Source organism: Streptomyces sp. NPDC002209, assembly GCF_042890265.1.
Classification (GTDB): Bacteria; Actinomycetota; Actinomycetes; order Streptomycetales; family Streptomycetaceae; genus Streptomyces.
Window position 1 is genome coordinate 1 of sequence record NZ_JBIARX010000012.1, and the last position, 16,025, is coordinate 16,025.

The 16,025-nt window shown below is 72.8% G+C and carries 15 protein-coding genes; 5 read left to right on the forward strand and 10 right to left on the reverse strand.

Features of this window, described 5'->3' with window-relative positions; all coding sequences use genetic code 11:
* Positions 1 to 106: 106 nt before the first annotated feature.
* The 7 genes from ACFYXK_RS23090 to ACFYXK_RS23120 all read right to left on the reverse strand — a co-directional run bounded on the left by ACFYXK_RS23090 (position 107) and on the right by ACFYXK_RS23120 (position 7,746).
* Entirely contained in the window at positions 107 to 1,303 is a 1,197-nt protein-coding gene (locus tag ACFYXK_RS23090; RefSeq protein WP_389412809.1) for a cytochrome P450, read from the reverse strand.
* A 47-nt stretch (positions 1,304 to 1,350) separates the two neighbouring features.
* Complete coding sequence (locus ACFYXK_RS23095; RefSeq protein ID WP_365951202.1) at positions 1,351 to 2,010, reverse strand: response regulator transcription factor; 660 nt, start codon at positions 2,008 to 2,010, stop codon at positions 1,351 to 1,353.
* Entirely contained in the window at positions 2,007 to 3,368 is a 1,362-nt protein-coding gene (locus tag ACFYXK_RS23100) for a sensor histidine kinase (protein ID WP_389412810.1), read from the reverse strand. The genes ACFYXK_RS23095 and ACFYXK_RS23100 overlap by 4 nt, the downstream gene beginning before the upstream one ends.
* An 87-nt stretch (positions 3,369 to 3,455) precedes the next feature.
* Complete coding sequence (locus tag ACFYXK_RS23105; RefSeq protein WP_389412811.1) at positions 3,456 to 4,136, reverse strand: response regulator; 681 nt, start codon at positions 4,134 to 4,136, stop codon at positions 3,456 to 3,458.
* The gene (locus ACFYXK_RS23110) at positions 4,133 to 5,506 is read right to left on the reverse strand and encodes a sensor histidine kinase (protein WP_389412812.1); all 1,374 of its coding nucleotides are present in this window, start codon (positions 5,504 to 5,506) and stop codon (positions 4,133 to 4,135) included. Before ACFYXK_RS23110 ends, ACFYXK_RS23105 begins: the two co-directional genes overlap by 4 nt.
* Positions 5,507 to 5,516: 10 nt before the next feature.
* Positions 5,517 to 6,728: an acyltransferase gene (locus ACFYXK_RS23115; protein ID WP_389412813.1), complete on the reverse strand. Its 1,212-nt coding sequence runs from the start codon at positions 6,726 to 6,728 to the stop codon at positions 5,517 to 5,519.
* Positions 6,721 to 7,746: an alpha/beta hydrolase gene (locus ACFYXK_RS23120; protein WP_389412814.1), complete on the reverse strand. Its 1,026-nt coding sequence runs from the start codon at positions 7,744 to 7,746 to the stop codon at positions 6,721 to 6,723. Before ACFYXK_RS23120 ends, ACFYXK_RS23115 begins: the two co-directional genes overlap by 8 nt.
* Positions 7,747 to 7,976: 230 nt before the next feature.
* On the opposite strand from ACFYXK_RS23120, the gene ACFYXK_RS23125 reads away from it, so the two are divergent.
* Positions 7,977 to 8,537: an HIT family protein gene (locus ACFYXK_RS23125; protein ID WP_389412815.1), complete on the forward strand. Its 561-nt coding sequence runs from the start codon at positions 7,977 to 7,979 to the stop codon at positions 8,535 to 8,537.
* A gap of 27 nt (positions 8,538 to 8,564) precedes the next feature.
* On the opposite strand, the gene ACFYXK_RS23130 is transcribed toward ACFYXK_RS23125, so the two are convergent.
* The 3 genes from ACFYXK_RS23130 to ACFYXK_RS23140 form a co-directional block, all read right to left on the reverse strand.
* Positions 8,565 to 8,966: a nuclear transport factor 2 family protein gene (locus tag ACFYXK_RS23130; protein ID WP_389412816.1), complete on the reverse strand. Its 402-nt coding sequence runs from the start codon at positions 8,964 to 8,966 to the stop codon at positions 8,565 to 8,567.
* Between the two features lie 106 nt (positions 8,967 to 9,072).
* Complete coding sequence (locus tag ACFYXK_RS23135; RefSeq protein WP_389412817.1) at positions 9,073 to 9,549, reverse strand: MarR family winged helix-turn-helix transcriptional regulator; 477 nt, start codon at positions 9,547 to 9,549, stop codon at positions 9,073 to 9,075.
* Positions 9,542 to 10,171 carry a DJ-1/PfpI family protein gene (locus tag ACFYXK_RS23140; RefSeq protein ID WP_389412818.1) on the reverse strand — a complete coding sequence of 210 codons (630 nt, stop codon included), beginning with the start codon at positions 10,169 to 10,171 and terminating at the stop codon, positions 9,542 to 9,544. Before ACFYXK_RS23140 ends, ACFYXK_RS23135 begins: the two co-directional genes overlap by 8 nt.
* 226 nt (positions 10,172 to 10,397) lie before the next feature.
* On the opposite strand from ACFYXK_RS23140, the gene ACFYXK_RS23145 reads away from it, so the two are divergent.
* From ACFYXK_RS23145 to ACFYXK_RS23160, 4 genes are all read left to right on the forward strand, one after another.
* A complete protein-coding gene (locus tag ACFYXK_RS23145; RefSeq protein WP_389412819.1) occupies positions 10,398 to 11,780 on the forward strand; it encodes an aspartate aminotransferase family protein in 1,383 nt (460 codons plus the stop codon).
* Between the two features lie 83 nt (positions 11,781 to 11,863).
* Positions 11,864 to 12,544 (forward strand): GntR family transcriptional regulator, encoded by a 681-nt coding sequence (locus tag ACFYXK_RS23150; protein WP_266665442.1) that lies wholly within the window; start codon positions 11,864 to 11,866, stop codon positions 12,542 to 12,544.
* Positions 12,541 to 15,063 (forward strand): glycosyltransferase, encoded by a 2,523-nt coding sequence (locus ACFYXK_RS23155; RefSeq protein ID WP_389412820.1) that lies wholly within the window; start codon positions 12,541 to 12,543, stop codon positions 15,061 to 15,063. The genes ACFYXK_RS23150 and ACFYXK_RS23155 overlap by 4 nt, the downstream gene beginning before the upstream one ends.
* Positions 15,064 to 15,216: 153 nt before the next feature.
* Positions 15,217 to 15,867 carry a hypothetical protein gene (locus ACFYXK_RS23160; RefSeq protein WP_133897356.1) on the forward strand — a complete coding sequence of 217 codons (651 nt, stop codon included), beginning with the start codon at positions 15,217 to 15,219 and terminating at the stop codon, positions 15,865 to 15,867.
* The last annotated feature ends 158 nt before the right edge of the window (positions 15,868 to 16,025 follow it).

The window sequence follows — 16,025 nt, forward strand, 5'->3', positions numbered from 1 at the left end:
CCCGAGTACGTCCAGTACTCGGGCGCCCCTCCGCCTTGCGATGCACGGCACCGGACGACGCGGGCTTGACCGGCAAGATCCGAAAGAGACGACCTAGGAGCGTCCGTCAGAACTCCACGAGGAGTTCTTCCAGACCGCGGATGACGTACCCGTCCCGCCACCGAGGCTCCCGTACGAGCTTCAGGGGCGGGACCCCGTCTGCCAGCAGGGCCCCGAACGAGGCGGTCAGCTCGCGGCGCGCGAGCGGAGCACCCAGGCAGTAGTGGATCCCGGCCCCGAAGCTCAGATGCGGATTGTCGGCCCGTGCGAGGTCCAGGGCGTCGGGGTCGTCGAACCGGGCGGGATCCCGGTTGGCGGACCCGAAGAGCAGCGCGACCTCGGCTCCGCGGGGGACGACCGTGTCGCCGATCCGGATGTCGTCCAGCACCCACCGCTCGAACATCTGCAGGGGAGTGTCGTAGCGCATCAGTTCATCCACAGCTGTGGACAACTTTTCGGAATCGAGCGAGGCCCGCTGCTCGGGATGCCGGAAGAGGGTCCACCAGCCGTTGACGGTGGTGTTCACGGTCGCCTCGTGGCCGGCGTTCAGCAGCAGCACGCAGGTGGAGATCATCTCCTGCTCGCTGAGCCGGCCCTCCTCGTCGTGGGCGGCGATGAGACCGGAGATCAAATCCTCGCCGGGCTCCTTGCGCCGCTCCGCGATCAGCTCGCGCAGATAGGCGCTGAACTCCACGCTCGCCCGCACCGCCCGCTGCGCGGTCTCCTCGTCCGGCCGGAGCTCGTACATCCCGCAGATGTCCGCCGACCAGGGCCGCAGCAGCGCCCGGTCCGCCTCGGGCACCCCGAGCAGCTCGGCGATCACCGCCACGGGCAACGGCTCGGCGACGACGGTCAGCAGGTCCCCGCCCCCGTCGGCGAGGAGCTGCCCGACCAGCTCCCGGGCGAGCCGGTCCACCGCGGGTGCGAGCTGCTCCACGGTGCGCGGGGTGAACGCCTTGGACACCAGCCGCCGCACGCGTGCATGGGCGGGATCCTCCAGGTCCAGCAGGCCGTGCCCGTTGAGGACGTGGAAGGGCTCGTGCTCCGGGGGCGGGGCCTCGCGCCCGAACTCCTCGTGCGAGAACCGGTGGAGGTAGGTCCGGCCCAGCCGGCGGTCGCGCAGCAGCGCGCTCACATCGGCGTGGTGCGGCACCAGCCACTGCCCGGTGGCCTCGAACCACAGGGCACGGCCCTGCTCGCGCAGCTCCCGGTAGGCGGGGTACGGATCGGCGACGAACGCGGCGTCCCACGGATCAAAGCCCATCCCCGAAGCCTAGTGCCGTGACCGGGTGTGACGCATCGTCATGCCGCTCACGACGGAGTCACCAGACGGGTCTCGTAGGCGAAGACCGCGGCCTGGGTACGGTCGCGCAGGCCCAGTTTCACCAGGATCCGGCTCACGTGCGTCTTGATCGTGGACTCCGCGACGATGAGCCGGTCCGCTATCTCCGCGTTGGACAGCCCCTGCGCGATCAGCACCAGCACCTCCGTCTCCCGCTCCGTCAGCTCCCCGACCCCTGCCGGATCCGCGAGCTTCGGCGGGGTCGAGAGCTTGGAGAACTCCAGGATCAGCCGCTTGGTGACCGTGGGCGCCAGCAGCGCCTCACCGGACGCCACCACCCGCACCCCGTCGGCCAGCTGCCGGGCCGAGGCGTCCTTGAGCAGGAACCCGGAGGCCCCGGCCCGCAGGGCCTGGTACACGTACTCGTCGAGGTCGAAGGTCGTCAGGACCAGCACCTTCGCGTCCGTGTCCGAGGCCACGATCTCCCGTGTCGCCTCCAGCCCGTTCATCACCGGCATCCGGATGTCCATCAGCACCACGTCCGGCCGCAGCGCCGCGACCTGGGCAATGGCCTCGCGGCCGTCCACCGCCTCGCCGACCACCTCGATGCCGTCCATCGCGTTCAGCAGGACGGAGAAGCCCTCCCGGACCATCATCTGGTCGTCGACGATGAGGACCCTGATCGTCATGCCGACTTCCCCGATTCCTGTCCCGACCCCTGCGCCGGCTCCTGCGCCCCGTTCTGCCGCCCGCGCACCGGTATGAACACCGCCACCTCGTACCCGCCCGCCGCGGTCTCCCCGGCCGTCATCTCCCCCTCCAGCATGGCCACCCGCTCCTGCATCCCGGTGATGCCGTGCCCGGCGCCCGGCGAGGGCCGCACGTCCCCGGTGGCCACCGCATTGACGACCCGTATGCCCAACCCGCCCAGCACGTACGAGACCTCGACGGAGGCCGCCGCCCCCGGCGCATGGCGCAAGGTGTTGCTCAGCGCCTCCTGGATGATCCGGTACGCCGACAGCTCGACGCCCGGCGGCAGCTCCCGCACCGCACCCGTGACCGTCTTCTCCACGCTGAGCCCGGCCTCCCGCACATTGGCCAGCAGTCCGTCCAGCGAGGCCAGCGTCGGCTGCGGGGCGTCCGGCGCCTCGTAGTCCGCGGAGCGCACCACACCCAGCACCCGGCGCAGCTCCGTCAGCGCCGCCACCGCGTTCTCCCGGATGGTGACGAACGCCGCCTCCAGCTCCGGCGGCGGATTCTTCACCCGGTACGGCGCGGCCTCCGCCTGGATCGCCACCACCGACATGTGGTGGGCCACCACGTCGTGCAGCTCCCGCGCGATCGTCGTCCGCTCCTCCAACAGCGTCCGCCGGTCCCGCTCGACGGCCGTCACCTCCTGCTGCGCGCTGACCACCTGCTCCGCCTCCCGGCGGATGTTGCGGACCGTGACCACCAGCAGGGAAACCGCCAGGAGGAAGGCCATGGGCATGATTTCGACGGGCTCCCCCCGGCCGAGCACGGCCGGTACCGCGAGCCCGACCCCCAGGGTGATCACCCACATCCAGCCGGCCGCCCGGGGCCTGGTCCGCATCGCCGCGATGGTCACCGTGACGAAGTACGAGGCGAAGGCACCCGGCGACCAGGGCCACACGTCGTTGCTGGAGCCGACCACCGCGAGCACCCCGGTGGCGGCCCCGGCCGCCCAGAACGCCCCCACGGGCCGCACCAGGGTCATCAGCACCGGCGTGGCCGCGATCAGCCCCATGATGAGCGAGTTGCTCGGTGCGGTGAACTCGCCGGTGTCGGTGGCCGTGAGCATCGCCACGAGGAACGCCAGGAAACCCACGACCGCATGCGGCAGATGGGCCAGCGTCGGCCGTATCCGCTCCGGCAGCCGCCGCGTCACCGGCCCGTCGGTGCGCATCGGCGCCAGCGGCCGGTACGCGAGGGCGTCCGTGATCAGATCCCGGCGCACGCTCTGCACCAGGCCGGAGGCCATCCGGAACTCGGGTGTCCGGGGGGTCGCCCGGGAGGTCGTCTCGCTCATGCACACACCGTAGGTCTGCCGCCCCCTCGTCCGCGTCGCCGCTGAAGGGGATATCCCGGCCTCCCTCTCAGGTACTACACGGGTTCCTCAGTACCCCGTCGGACGGACCAGCCCGGTCTCGTACGCGAACACCGCAGCCTGGGTGCGGTCCCGCAGGCCCAGCTTCACGAGGATCCGCCCCACATGGGTCTTCACGGTCTGCTCGGCCACCACCAGGTGCGCGGCGATCTCCGCGTTGGACAGGCCCTGGGCGATCAGCGACAGCACCTCGGTCTCCCGCTCGGTCAGCTCGTCGATCCTCGCCTTCGAGGGCGCCCTCGGCGCCCCCATCCGGGAGAACTCCGTGATCAGCCGCTTGGTGATGTTCGGCGAGAGCAGCGCCTCGCCGGCCGCCACCACCCGGACCGCCTCCGCGAGCTGGTCGGCCGACGCATCCTTCAGGAGGAACCCGGAGGCCCCGGCGCGCAGCGCCTCGTACACGTACTCGTCGAGGTCGAAGGTGGTCAGCACCAGCACCTTGACCGTGGCGTCCGGAGCGGCGGTGATGACGGAGGTGGCCTCGATGCCACCCATCCCGGGCATGCGGATGTCCATCAGGACCACGTCCGGGCCGAGTTCTGCCACCTTCGCCACCGCGTCGGCGCCGTCCACGGCCTGGCCGACGACCTCGATGTCGGGCTGGGCGTTGAGGAGGACGGTGAAGCCCTGCCGGACCATCATCTGGTCGTCGGCGATCATCACCCTGATCGGGTCGGCCGGAGTGCTCATGCTTCCTCTTCGTCCTTCTTCGTCCCGGGATCCATGGGGAGCACGGCGCTCACCTCGTACCCGCCGCCGGGCCGTGGACCGGCGGCGAGCTCGCCCCCCAGCATGCCCGCCCGCTCCCGCATCCCCAGCAGCCCGTGCCCGGTCCCGTGCGAGGGCGGGGCCGGCCGGGTCGGAGCGCTGTTGGCGATGCACAGGTGCAGCTCCCGCGGCCCGTACGCGATGCCGACCTCCACCCGCGAACCGGGCGCATGGCGCAGACAGTTGCTCAGCGCCTCCTGCACGATCCGGTACGCGGTGAGTTCGACGCCCGGGGCGAGCGGCCGCCGGATGCCCGCGATCTCGGTGGTGACGTCCAGCCCGGCACCGCGCACGTTGTCCACGAGGCCGTCCAGTTCGGCGAGGGTGGGCTGCGGATGGTGAAGGTTCGCCGGATCGTCCGGCTGCTCGGAACGCAGTACGCCCAGCACCCGGCGCAGCTCCGTCAGGGCATCCAGGGCGTTCCCCCGGATGCCGGCCAGGTTCTCCTTGAGCTCCTCGGAGGGGTTGTCCACCAGGTGCGGGGCGACCTGCGCCTGGATGGAGATCACCGACATGTGGTGGGCGACGACGTCGTGCAGCTCGCGGGCGATCCGGTTGCGCTCCTCCAGCAGGGTGCGCTGGGCCCGCTCCTCCTCGGTGAGCGTCTCCTGCTCGACGAGCTGGCCGCGGGCCAGGCGGGTGGCCCGCAGGGCGTACCCGAGCAGGCCCACGAACCCGTAGAGGAGGAGCGCCACCAGGACGCTGCTCTGGCCGTGCTCCGGCTTCCAGAACACCTCGGCCAGACCGGTGAGGACGACGGGGACACCGACGACCGCGACGGTCACCCGCGGCGGCACGCGCAGGGCGACCAGCAGCAGCACCGGTGCGAAGGCGATCAGCCCTCCGCCCGTCCAGGGCCAGGTCTGTCCCGCACCGACGTCGGCGTGGATCAGCCAGGCGCTCAGCCCGCCTGCCAGCAGACCGAGCCACCAGCCGGCGATCGGCCGGAACATCGCGAGCATGATGGAGGCGCCGGTCAGGAGCGCCGCCACCAGCGGTGGACCGCCGGTGACGTCGTAGTGGTCGCCCAGCTGCTCCGTGGTGAGGAAGCCGAAGAAGAGGGCGGCATAGCCGACCGCGACGTGCGGCAGCCGGTTCAGCCAACGCGGCCGGGACATCTTGGGCAGCGGGTCCCACTCCAGGGTGAGCAGGTCCTGACCCACGGCTCGCAGCAACCCGCCCCGAGGCGCGGGGACTCGGCCGGGCTGCGGGTCCCGCGCCAGGGCTTTGACCGCGCCCGGACCGAGGCCCTGTCCTGCGGACTCGGCCGACGGCTCGCTGTGCTCGTTCACGCCGTCCACCCTAGGCATGGTGGATCACCTCGTCGGGTGCCATCCGGGCGCGGGGCGCCGTCCGGGAGGCCGTGACCGGGCGGGAGGGTGTGGTCCGCTTCGGCCGCCTGGTCTGCTCGTACGTGCGAAACGCGGCCCAGCAGACGCCCAGCGCGGCGGCGAACACCGGCAGCCACAGCAGCCGGGCGGCCATCCACTGCGCGGAGTCGGGCACGGTGTGCAGTCCGGGCAGATCGGCGGGGGCCAGCAGCCCGAGGGCGGTGACGGCCATCATCGCGGTCTGGTGCCACAGGAAGATGGTCATCGCGGACAGGTTCACCAGGGCCACCTTCGCCCAGGCCCGGGGCCGGCGCACGGCCCGCTCCAGCGGCCCGCGGAGCAGCAGGGCCAGCCCGCACTGGGCCAGGCCGAACGCGACGGCGGCCAGCGTCGGCGGGTTCAGGTTCGATATCGGGGCCCCGGGGACACCGACCATGGACGCCGGATACCCGCCCCACACAAGGAGCCCGAAGGTGGCGGCCGCGCCCCCGGCCACCAGCAGCGCGGCCGGGGTGCGCCGGGCGAACGCCCCGCGGGACCAGGCGGCGCCCAGGGTGTATGGGACGAGCCAGCCGGCGGCCACGTTGACCCAGCCGATCCACTCGGGCCCGCCGAGGCCGAACCGCCACACGTCCACGCCCGCCACCACCGCCAGCGGCCACAGCGGATTGAGCCGGGCCACGAGCGGGGTGGCGGCGGTGAGCACGGCGAAGACGAGGAGGAACCAGAGGGGGGAGAGGACGAGCTTGACCAGGGTCTGGACGGTGCCCAGTTCGGCCCCGCCGAGCAGCATCCCGCCCGCCGTGACGGCCCAGAGGGCGAGCACCGCGGCGACCGGCCGGAACAGCCGCGACAGCCGCTGCCCGACCCACGCCCCGTACGGGATCCCCCGCTCGCGGGCCGAGGCGTGGCCGCGGGCGGCCACATGGCCGCCGACCAGGAAGAACACGGCCAGCGTCTGGAACAGCCAGGACACCGGCGCCAGCCAGGGCATATGGGCCAGTGGACTCGTGGTGCTCAGGCCGCCGTCGGCGGTGGTCAGGGCGGTCACCAGCCAGTGGCCCAACACCACGCCGAGGATGGCGAAGGCCCGCAGCGCATCCACCGTCCGGTCCCGGTCGGGCGGTGTGGCGGCGTCGATGCGGTCCGCGAGGACGGACCAGCGGGCGCGGAGCTTACGCACGGGGTGCCTCCGGGGTGGTCGGGGCGGTGGTGGCCAGGGCGATTCGGGTCAGGCTGTCGAGGGACGCGGTGCCGGGCTTGAGGTAGTCGCTGTGCCCGCCGGGGCCGGCGTCGAAGGGCCGGGCTCCGAAGGCGGGGTCGACGGGGTCGGTGCCGAAGCCGATCCCGCCCAGGCGGACATGGGGGACATGGCCGATCCAGTCGGCGCCGCCCCGCCCGGCCCAGACCCGGGCGCCGGTCGGCAGCTCGGCGGCGGTTGCGGCGCCCGTGCCCGGACTGCCGAACAGGGCGATGTCGGTGACCTGGGGGCCGGTGCCGGTCCGGGCGCACACCACGGAGCCGTACGAGTGGCACAGCAGCGAGAGCCGGGCACCGGGAGCGGCGGCCTGCCCCAAGCGCTCGAGGAAGGGCCCCAGTTCGGCGGCGGCCGCATCCGCCCGGTCCGCGGTCAGGACGGTCGCGCTGACCGTGCCGGGGGTGTCGTACCCGAGCCAGGCGACCACGGCGGAGCGCGGGTGCTCGGCCCGCAGGCGCTGCTGCAGGGCGACCGCCCCGGCACGGAACCTCTGGTAGGTGTCCAGCGTGGTGTCGGAGCCGGGCACCAGGACGGCGACCCGGTCGGCGCTCTCCAGATCGCCGATCACCTCGACGGCCCGCCCCTTGCCGCGGCCGTCGAAGGCGAGGAACCGGGCCGCCCCGTCGGCCTCCATGGCGCGCAGCTTCGCGGCACGGCCCGTGCGGCCGGCGTCCTGCGCCATGCGGGCCGCCTCCGCGAGGTTGGCGCGGTTGGCGGCGTACCGGTCCGGGAGCGCGGTGCGTTCGGCGAAGGCGACGGGCGCGGGTGCGGGGACGTCGGGAGAGGCGGCGGCGGACACGGGCAGCACGACGGCCGCGGCGACGAGGCCGGCCAGCAGGGTGCGACGCAGACGGCCGCGGGGGCGTCCGGCGCGGCCGCCTTCGGGGCGGCCTGCTGTGCGTCCTGAGAGGCGTCCTGAGAGGCGTCCTTCGAGGCGGGTCATGGCGGGTCCCTGTTCCTTCGCTCGATCCGGAGGGGCTGAACGCGCGAGGGGCTGACCCCGCGTCTTCTCCGGTTCCGAAGTTAGGAATTGAGGGGCATCGTCGGCGTCCCGCTGGGGAGCGGCCTTTGCGCATGGCTCTCAGGTATGACAGGGGAAACCTGAGAGCCACGCGCGCAGCGGGCGGTCATCCCCCGGCAGCCATCCCGCAGATGGTCGACTAGGGTCCCGGGATGACCAACGGCAACAACGGCAACAACGGCAACAACGGCACCAACGGCACCAACGGCAACAACGGGAACCGCAGCGCCGGTGGCCCCGCCGACTGGCGGGGCGACCGCATAGGCAGCGCGCACCGGGGCGAGAACCCGACCGTCCTGCGCCGCCTCGACCAGGGATTCGCCGTGATCGGCGACCGGCAGTTCCTCCCCGGGTACACGGTGCTGCTGACCGACGATCCCTCGGTGACCCGGCTCTCGGACCTGCCCCGGGCGCGCAGGACGGCATACCTCGCCGACATGGACCGGCTCGCCGAAGCGGTCGAACGGGCCTGCCGCCGGCTCGACCCGGCCTTCCGCCGGGTGAACATCGAGATCCTGGGCAACACCGACCCGTACCTCCACGCCCACATCTGGCCGCGCTACGCGTGGGAGCCCGCCGACATGGTCCGGATGCCGGTGTGGCTGTACCAGCAGGAGGAGTACTGGAGGGGGAGCCGGTACCAGCTGGCGGACCGGCACGACGCGCTGCGCGTCGCCATCGGGGAGGAGCTGGATCGGCTGGCCGGCAGCTGACGCCCCCAAGGTGCGCGGGCCCGTGGCTCAGTCCGCCGCCAGGGGCTCCGCGAGCGGTTCGACGAGGGCCGCGCGCCAGCGGGGAGCCGGGTCCTGGCCGGGGCTGGTCCAGTACTCGCGGGCACCGACGATCTCTCCGTCCCGGACGGTCCACAGGGACACGGCGCGGTACACGACGTGCTCCAGGGGGATCTCCACTTCGGTGACGACGAGGTCGCCGTCCGCGAGGATGCGCAGGAGTTCGACGGATCTCTCGTCGGTGTAGGCCTCGTCGCTGTTCACGGCGATGAAGTTGTCCCGGCCGACGATGCGTTCGCCGCTGACGGGCCATTCGATGACTGCGTCCTCGGCGATGAGGCGGGCCACGGCGGGCCAGTCGCGGGCGTCGATCCGCTCCCACAGTTGAGTTATGACGGTCAGCGGCTCCATGGGGGGCAGTGTGCGATGGGGGCGGCCGGGCCAACAAGCTTTGCCTGCAGGATTATTGACCTCGACACAATCCGGTGCGGCGGCCGTGGGCCGCCCCGCGTTCACGTCACGCGTCGGCCAGCAGCGTGTCCACGGCCTCGGCGAGCCGGTCCAGGACCCGGACCGTTTCCGCGAAGGCGGCCTCGCCCAGTTCGTCGGCCAGGCGGGCGGCCAGGGCGGCGTGGGCCGGGGTGATGCGGGCGACCGCGGCGCGGCCCTCCTCCGTCGGGCGGAGCAGCTTCGCGCGCCGGTGGGCCGGGTTCGGGACGTACTCCGCGAGGCCCTTGGCCGCCAGCAGGTCCGCGATGCGCTGGACGCTCTGCCGGGTGATGCCCATGACCCGGGCGATGCCCGCCACCGGCAGGGGCTCCCGGAGCACCGCGCCCAGTACCTGCCACCAGGCCGCGGTCAGCCCGGCCGGCCGGGCCAGTTCCTCCGAGAGCGCGAGGAACCGGCCGTTCAGCCCGAACACCCCGAGCGCGGTGCGGCTCAGCAGGTCCTGCCGGGCCCGTACCGACAGGGGTTCCGGCGGGGAATCAGGCATCGCCGCGCTCCGCAGCCGCCATCAGGACCGGGAACGCGCTCGCGTCCGAGTCGTGGAACAGGCGGTACCAGGCGTCCAGGACGTCCGGCCCGTAGACGTCCAGCCGGGCGAAGACCTCCCGGGCGAAGGCCACCGGTTCCGTCGGGCCGGCCGTGATCAGGTCGCCGTCCGTCACCGCGTCGGCCTCGACGTACCGCCCGGCGCCCGCGTAGCCCCGCTGGTGCGCCAGGTAGACGGGGGCCGCGCTGGTGTGGGCGCGGGCGTCGAGCAGGCCCTCGCGGGCGAGCCCGGCCGTGGCCCCGCAGATCGCCGCGACCGGGACCCCGGCCGCGAGGAACTCGCGCGCCTTCGCCGCGAAGGGGGCCAGGTCGTCGCCGGAGTCCCAGAGCGAGGCGCCGGTCAGGATGAGGAGGGAGGAGTCCTCGGGGGAGAGGTCCGCGAGGGCCACGTCGGGCTGGATGCGGACGCCGCCCATGGTGGTGACCGGTGCTTCGGCGGCGAAGCCGACCGTACGGATCCGGTGGCCGCGCTGGGCCAGGTGCGCGGTGGTGTGCCCGGTCTCCCAGTCCGCGTACGTGTCGTAGACCGCCAGGTGGACCGGCTTGGTGGTGGGAGTGGTCATCTCGTCGCCTCCTCCGTCTGCACTTCATCGGGTATGACAGCAGGCTGTCATATGGGCAGTGTGCTGTCAATCACTCCCGTCGTCACCGCCGCGGATCGCCGCTGTCAATCAGTGCCTTCCTCGCAGACATGTGCAGACACGTGCAGACAGACTGCCGAGACCCGGCCCCCACGCGCAGACAGTCCGCCGATATCCCTTCCCACCTGCGCACTTCTAGCGTGGCCGCATGACCCCTCACGTCGCCTCCGACGCCGCCGGCGCCTCCCGTGCCGACGGCGCGGCCGTCAAGGCCGCCGACCGCGCCCACGTCTTCCACTCCTGGTCCGCCCAGGCCCTGATCGACCCGCTCGCCGTCGCCGGGGCGGAGGGGTCGTACTTCTGGGACTACGACGGCAACCGCTTCCTCGACTTCTCCTCCCAGCTGGTGAACACCAACATCGGCCACCAGCACCCCAAGGTCGTCGCCGCGATCCAGGAGCAGGCGGCCCGGCTCTGCACCCTCGCGCCCGGCTTCGCCGTCGACGTCCGCTCCGAGGCCGCACGCCTCATCGCCGAGCGGACCCCGGGCGACCTGGACAAGGTCTTCTTCACCAACGGCGGCGCCGAGGCCGTCGAGAACGCCGTCCGCATGGCCCGGCTGCACACCGGCCGCCAGAAGGTGCTCTCGACGTACCGCTCGTACCACGGGGCCACCGCCGCCGCGATCAACCTGACCGGCGACCCGCGCCGCTGGCCCTCCGACACGGCCGCCGCCGGGGTCGTGCACTTCTGGGGCCCGTTCCTCTACCGCTCGCCGTTCCACGCCACCACCGAGGCCGAGGAGTGCGAGCGCGCCCTCGCGCACCTCGCCGACACCATCGCCTTCGAGGGGCCGGCGACCATCGCCGCGATCATCCTGGAGAGCGTGCCCGGCACCGCCGGGATCATGACCCCGCCGGCCGGCTACCTCGCGGGCGTACGCGAGCTCTGCGACCGCCACGGCATCGTCTTCGTCCTCGACGAGGTCATGTCCGGCTTCGGCCGGACCGGCAGGTGGTTCGCCGCCGAGAACTGGGACGTCACCCCCGACCTGATCACCTTCGCCAAGGGCGTGAACAGCGGTTACGTGCCGCTCGGCGGCGTCGCCATCTCCGGCGCCATCGCCGAGACGTTCGCCACGCGCCCCTACCCCGGCGGCCTGACGTACTCCGGCCACCCCCTGGCCTGCGCGGCCGCCGTGGCGACGATCAACGCCATGGAGGAGGAGGGCGTCGTCCAGCACGCCGCCCACCTCGGCGAGAACGTGATCGGCCCGGCGCTCGCCGAGATCGCCGAGCGGCACCCCTCGGTCGGCGAGGTCCGCGGCCTGGGCGCCTTCTGGGCCCTGGAGCTCGTCCGGGACAAGGAGACGCGCGAGCCGCTCGTCCCCTACAACGCGGCCGGTGCAGACAACGCGCCGATGGCCGAGTTCGCGGCGGCCTGCAAGGCCTCCGGCCTGTGGCCCTTCGTGAACATGAACCGGACGCACGTCGTCCCGCCGTGCACCATCACGGAGGCGGAGGCCAAGGAGGGCCTGGCCCTGCTGGACGAGGCGCTGACGGTCGCGGACCGGCACACCACCTCGGCCTGACGGAAAACCGTCCGCCTTCGATCGGTTTCGGCCGCGCTGCCTGGCCTAAGGTGTCCGAAGTTCACTTAAGGAGACGGACCCCTATGTCAGGCAGCGGCGCTGTCACCCGCAACACACTTCGCCAGCAGATCGCGGACGCGCTGCGTGACGAGGTGCTCGCGGGACGCCTGCCACCGGGCACCGAGTTCACGGTCAAGCAGATCGCCGAGCAGTACGAGGTCTCCGCGACCCCCGTACGCGAGGCACTGGTCGACCTCGCGGCCCAGGGGCTGCTGGAATCGGTCCAGCACCGGGGCTTCCGCGTGCGTGTCTACACCGTGGACGACTACCGGGGGATGATCGAGGCCCGTACGCTCATCGTGGACGGGATCTTCCGGCGGCTCGTCGAGCGCGGCACCGCGCCCGGCTCCGGCGAAATGCTGGTGTCGGTGCGCCGTCGTGCCGAGGAGGCGTGCCGGGCCGCGCAGAGCGGCTCGCTCGAAGTGCTGATCGGCTACGACCTGCGCTTCTGGAGGGAGCTGAGCGGGCTGGTCGGCAACACGTACATCTCGGAGTTCCTGCACCGGATCCGGGTGCAGTGCTGGGTCTTCGCCGTACCGCACCTGAAGGCGGCGCCCGATCTCCACACCGGACTGTGGTCCGGCCACAACGAACTGGTCGACGCGGTGACCCGCGCCGACGCCGACGAGGTGCGCAGCCTCGTGTACGCGTACAACCAGCACGGGCTGGACTGGGCCGCGGGCCTGAAGGCGGTCGGCGCATGACCGGCCGGGCAGCGCCCGACGCGACCGCCGGCACCGGCGCGACCGGCAGCGGAGCAGCCCCGGCCTGGCTGGGCGCCGTCGGGCTCTCCGTCGTCATCCCCGTCCACGACGACGGGCACCGGATCGGCGCGACCCTCGACGCCGTCCGCGAGTACTTCGACGCCCGCCTCGGCACCGGACCCGGCGACTGGGAACTCCTCGTCGCCGTCGACGGCTCCGCCGACGAGACGGCCGCCGTCGTCGAGGCCGCGGCCGCCGACGAGCCCCGGATCCGACTGGTCCGCTCCGAGCACCACCGCGGCAGGGGCGCCGCGCTGCGCGCCGGAGTACTGGCCTGCGCCGGGGAGCGGGTGCTGCTGACCGACGCCGGGCTCAGCACGCCCCTGACCGAGCTGGACCGGCTGGAGCGGGCCCTCGGCCAGGAGAGCCGAGAGAGCCGGGAGAGCCGGGAGAACCAGGAGAACCACGAGAGCCAGGAGGGCCGGGAGAACCGGAACGGCGGCGAGCCCGCGGCCGCCGCCCTCGGCCGGACGGGAAACCGCCTGGTCCGCGCCCTGGGCATCCCCGGGATACCCGGTTTCCGCACCGACACCTGCGGCTTCGCGCTCTTCGACGGGGACCGGGCGCGCGCCGCTTTCGCTGCCTCCGTACTCGACGGCCCGGCCATCGACGCCGAGGTGCTGCGCTGGGTGCGCCGCCAGGGCTGGCCCGTGGCGGAGGTACCGGTGCGCCGCACCGCGCAGCCGGCTCCCGGGCCCAAGCCCCGCCGGGCCCCCGGGGACCGGCGGCGCGCGCTCGCGGAGCTGTTCCGGCTGAACGCCGGCGGCCTCGCCGTCGCCGCCGTCTTCCTCGTGCTCTCCGGCTACGTTTTCCACGGCCTGTGGGCGGACCTCGACGGCCGTTACCTGAAGGACGCGCTCCAGGACCAGAACCAGTGGGAGTGGTTCGTCGGCGTCGCCACCGACAACATCACCCACCTGCGCAATCCGCTCTTCACCACCGCCCAGGGCATGCCCGACGGCGTGAACCTGATGGCCAACGCGACCATGCTCGGCCTGACCGTCCCGCTGATCCCGGTCACGCTCCTGTTCGGGGAGACCGTCACCTTCGCGCTGGTCCTCACGCTCGGCATGGCCGCCAGCGCCTGGACCTGGTACTGGCTGATCCGCCGCCGCTTCGTGCACAGCCGCTGGGCCGCCGCCGCGGGCGGGGCGCTCGCCGCGTTCGCGCCGCCGATGGTCTCGCACGCGAACGGCCACCCGAACTTCGTCGTCCTCTTCATGATCCCGCTGATCATCGACCGGGCCCTGCGCCTGTGCGAGGGCCGCCGCGTGGTCCGGGACGGCGTCCTGCTCGGCCTGTTCGCCACGTACCAGATCTTCCTGGGCGAGGAGCCGCTGCTCATCGCCGCGCTCGGCATGCTGGTCTTCTCGCTCGCGTACCTGCTGGTCGACCGCCGGCGCGCCCTCGAGGCCGCGCGGCCGCTGGGACTGGGCTTGGCCGTCGCCGCCGGCGTCTGCGTGCCGCTGCTGGCCTTCCCGCTGTACTGGCAGTTCTTCGGCCCGCAGAGCTACCACTCGGTCCTGCACGGGGACAACGCCGGGAACAGCCCGCGCGCCCTGGTCGAGTACGCCGCCCGCTCCCTCTTCGGTGACGCCGAGACCGCGGGCCGGCTCTCGCTGAACACCACCGAGCAGAACGCCTTCTACGGGTGGCCCCTGCTGGCCTTCGGCGTGGCCGTGTCCGTGTGGATGTGGCGGCGTACGGTCGTCCGGGCCCTCGCGATCACCGGCGCCGTGGCGCTGCTGCTGTCCCTGGGGCCGTGGGTGCCCGTGCCGCGGACGGACGTGGTGCTGCCGGGGCCCTGGCGGCTGATGGTGAAGCTGCCGCTGTTCGAGTCGGTGATCGAGGGGCGCGTGGCGATGGTGTGCGCCCCCGTACTGGGCGTGCTGCTCGCGCTCGCGCTGGACCGGATCGTACGGGTCCGGACGCGCGAGCTGCGCACGCTCGGCCTGCTCGGGGTGGCGGCCGCGCTGATCCCCGTGCTGCCGCTGCCGCTGGCCGTACGGGAGCGGGCGCCGGTGCCGGCGTTCATCGCCTCGGGCGCGTGGAAGGGCTACGTCAAGGACGGCGAAGCGCTCGTTCCGGTACCGCTGCCGGACCCGGGCCAGGCGGACGCGCTGCACTGGCAGGTCGAGGCGGACTTCGGCTTCCGGCTGGCCGGCGGCTACTTCAACGGCCCGTGGGGACCTGACCGGATCGGCATCTACGGGGCCACCCCGCGGCACCTCTCGAACCTCCTGCGGGACGTCCGGTACGGGGCGCAGCCGCCGGAGATCACCCCGCAGTGGCGGGAGCAGGCCCGGCTGGACCTGGAGTTCTGGAAGGCGGGTGCGGTCGTGCTGCCGTTCCAGGACCGGGACGCGGAGCTGCGGGGCATGATCAGCGAGCTGCTGGGGCGGCAGCCGGAGAAGGTGCAGGACGTCTGGGTCTGGAGGGTGGGGCCGGGGCAGGTGTAGCGGGCGGCTCCGGAGCGTGTTCTGCCTGTTCGGGGCACGTGTGCCGCCGAAGGTTCGCCCGGGGTTCCGCCACAGGTTCTGCGCAGCCCTTCGCGGAGGGTGTTCGGCGCACTACGCTGGCCGAATCGGCGACACCGACTGATCGGAGCCCGCGTGGCCTGTGACCTGTGGCTGGTCCCCCTTGTCGACGTGCTGTGCCACAGCCCCGACAACCCCTTCGCGGAAGAGATCGCCTCGTACGACAAGGCGCTGGGCGAGGCGGGGCTGCCGTCCGTGCCCGTGTTCGCGTACATGCCGGGTCTGAGCGGGGACGTGGCCCCCGTCGCCGGCTTCGACTACGACGCCCTGCACTTCCTGCGGCGGGCCTACCTGCTGCAGATCTGCGGCCTGCCGGTGACGCCGGTGGACGAGCTGGGCGGGGACTACGAGCAGCTGCTGGAGATGTTCGAGCCGACGGCACAGCAGTCGCATCTGGTGTGGCACTACGACCATGCCGGGGCGTACGTGCCGGTGGACTTTGCGGTTCCGCTGGCCAACGAGGAGCTGTTGGCCGGGGGCGGGCCGCTGGGGTCGGCGCAGGGGTTGCTGCGGGAGCTGATGGTGGTCGCGCCGGCGATCGGGATCGACCCGGGCAATCCGCCGGTGGCTCCGGTGGCGCCGGGGCGGGCCACGTCCTTGGAGGAGCCGGCCGGGCCGATCCCCTACGACGAGAGTCCCTTCGCGCGGGAGCGGCACGTCTGGCTGGGGCTGCATGCCGCTGCGACGCGGAGCCTGGGCCAGGGGTCGATGATCATCTTCAGCTGAGCGCTGCATGTGCCGGGGCGGGGGTGCCGGGTTCCGCTGCGCGGAGCCTTCTCCCCGCCCCGCCCTTTCTCCGTGTCCCGGGGCAGGGCCCCGGACCCCGCGTCCGGGTGCGGCGCCGTTGCGGGGGCGCTGCCCCCGCACCCCCGCGCCTCAAACGC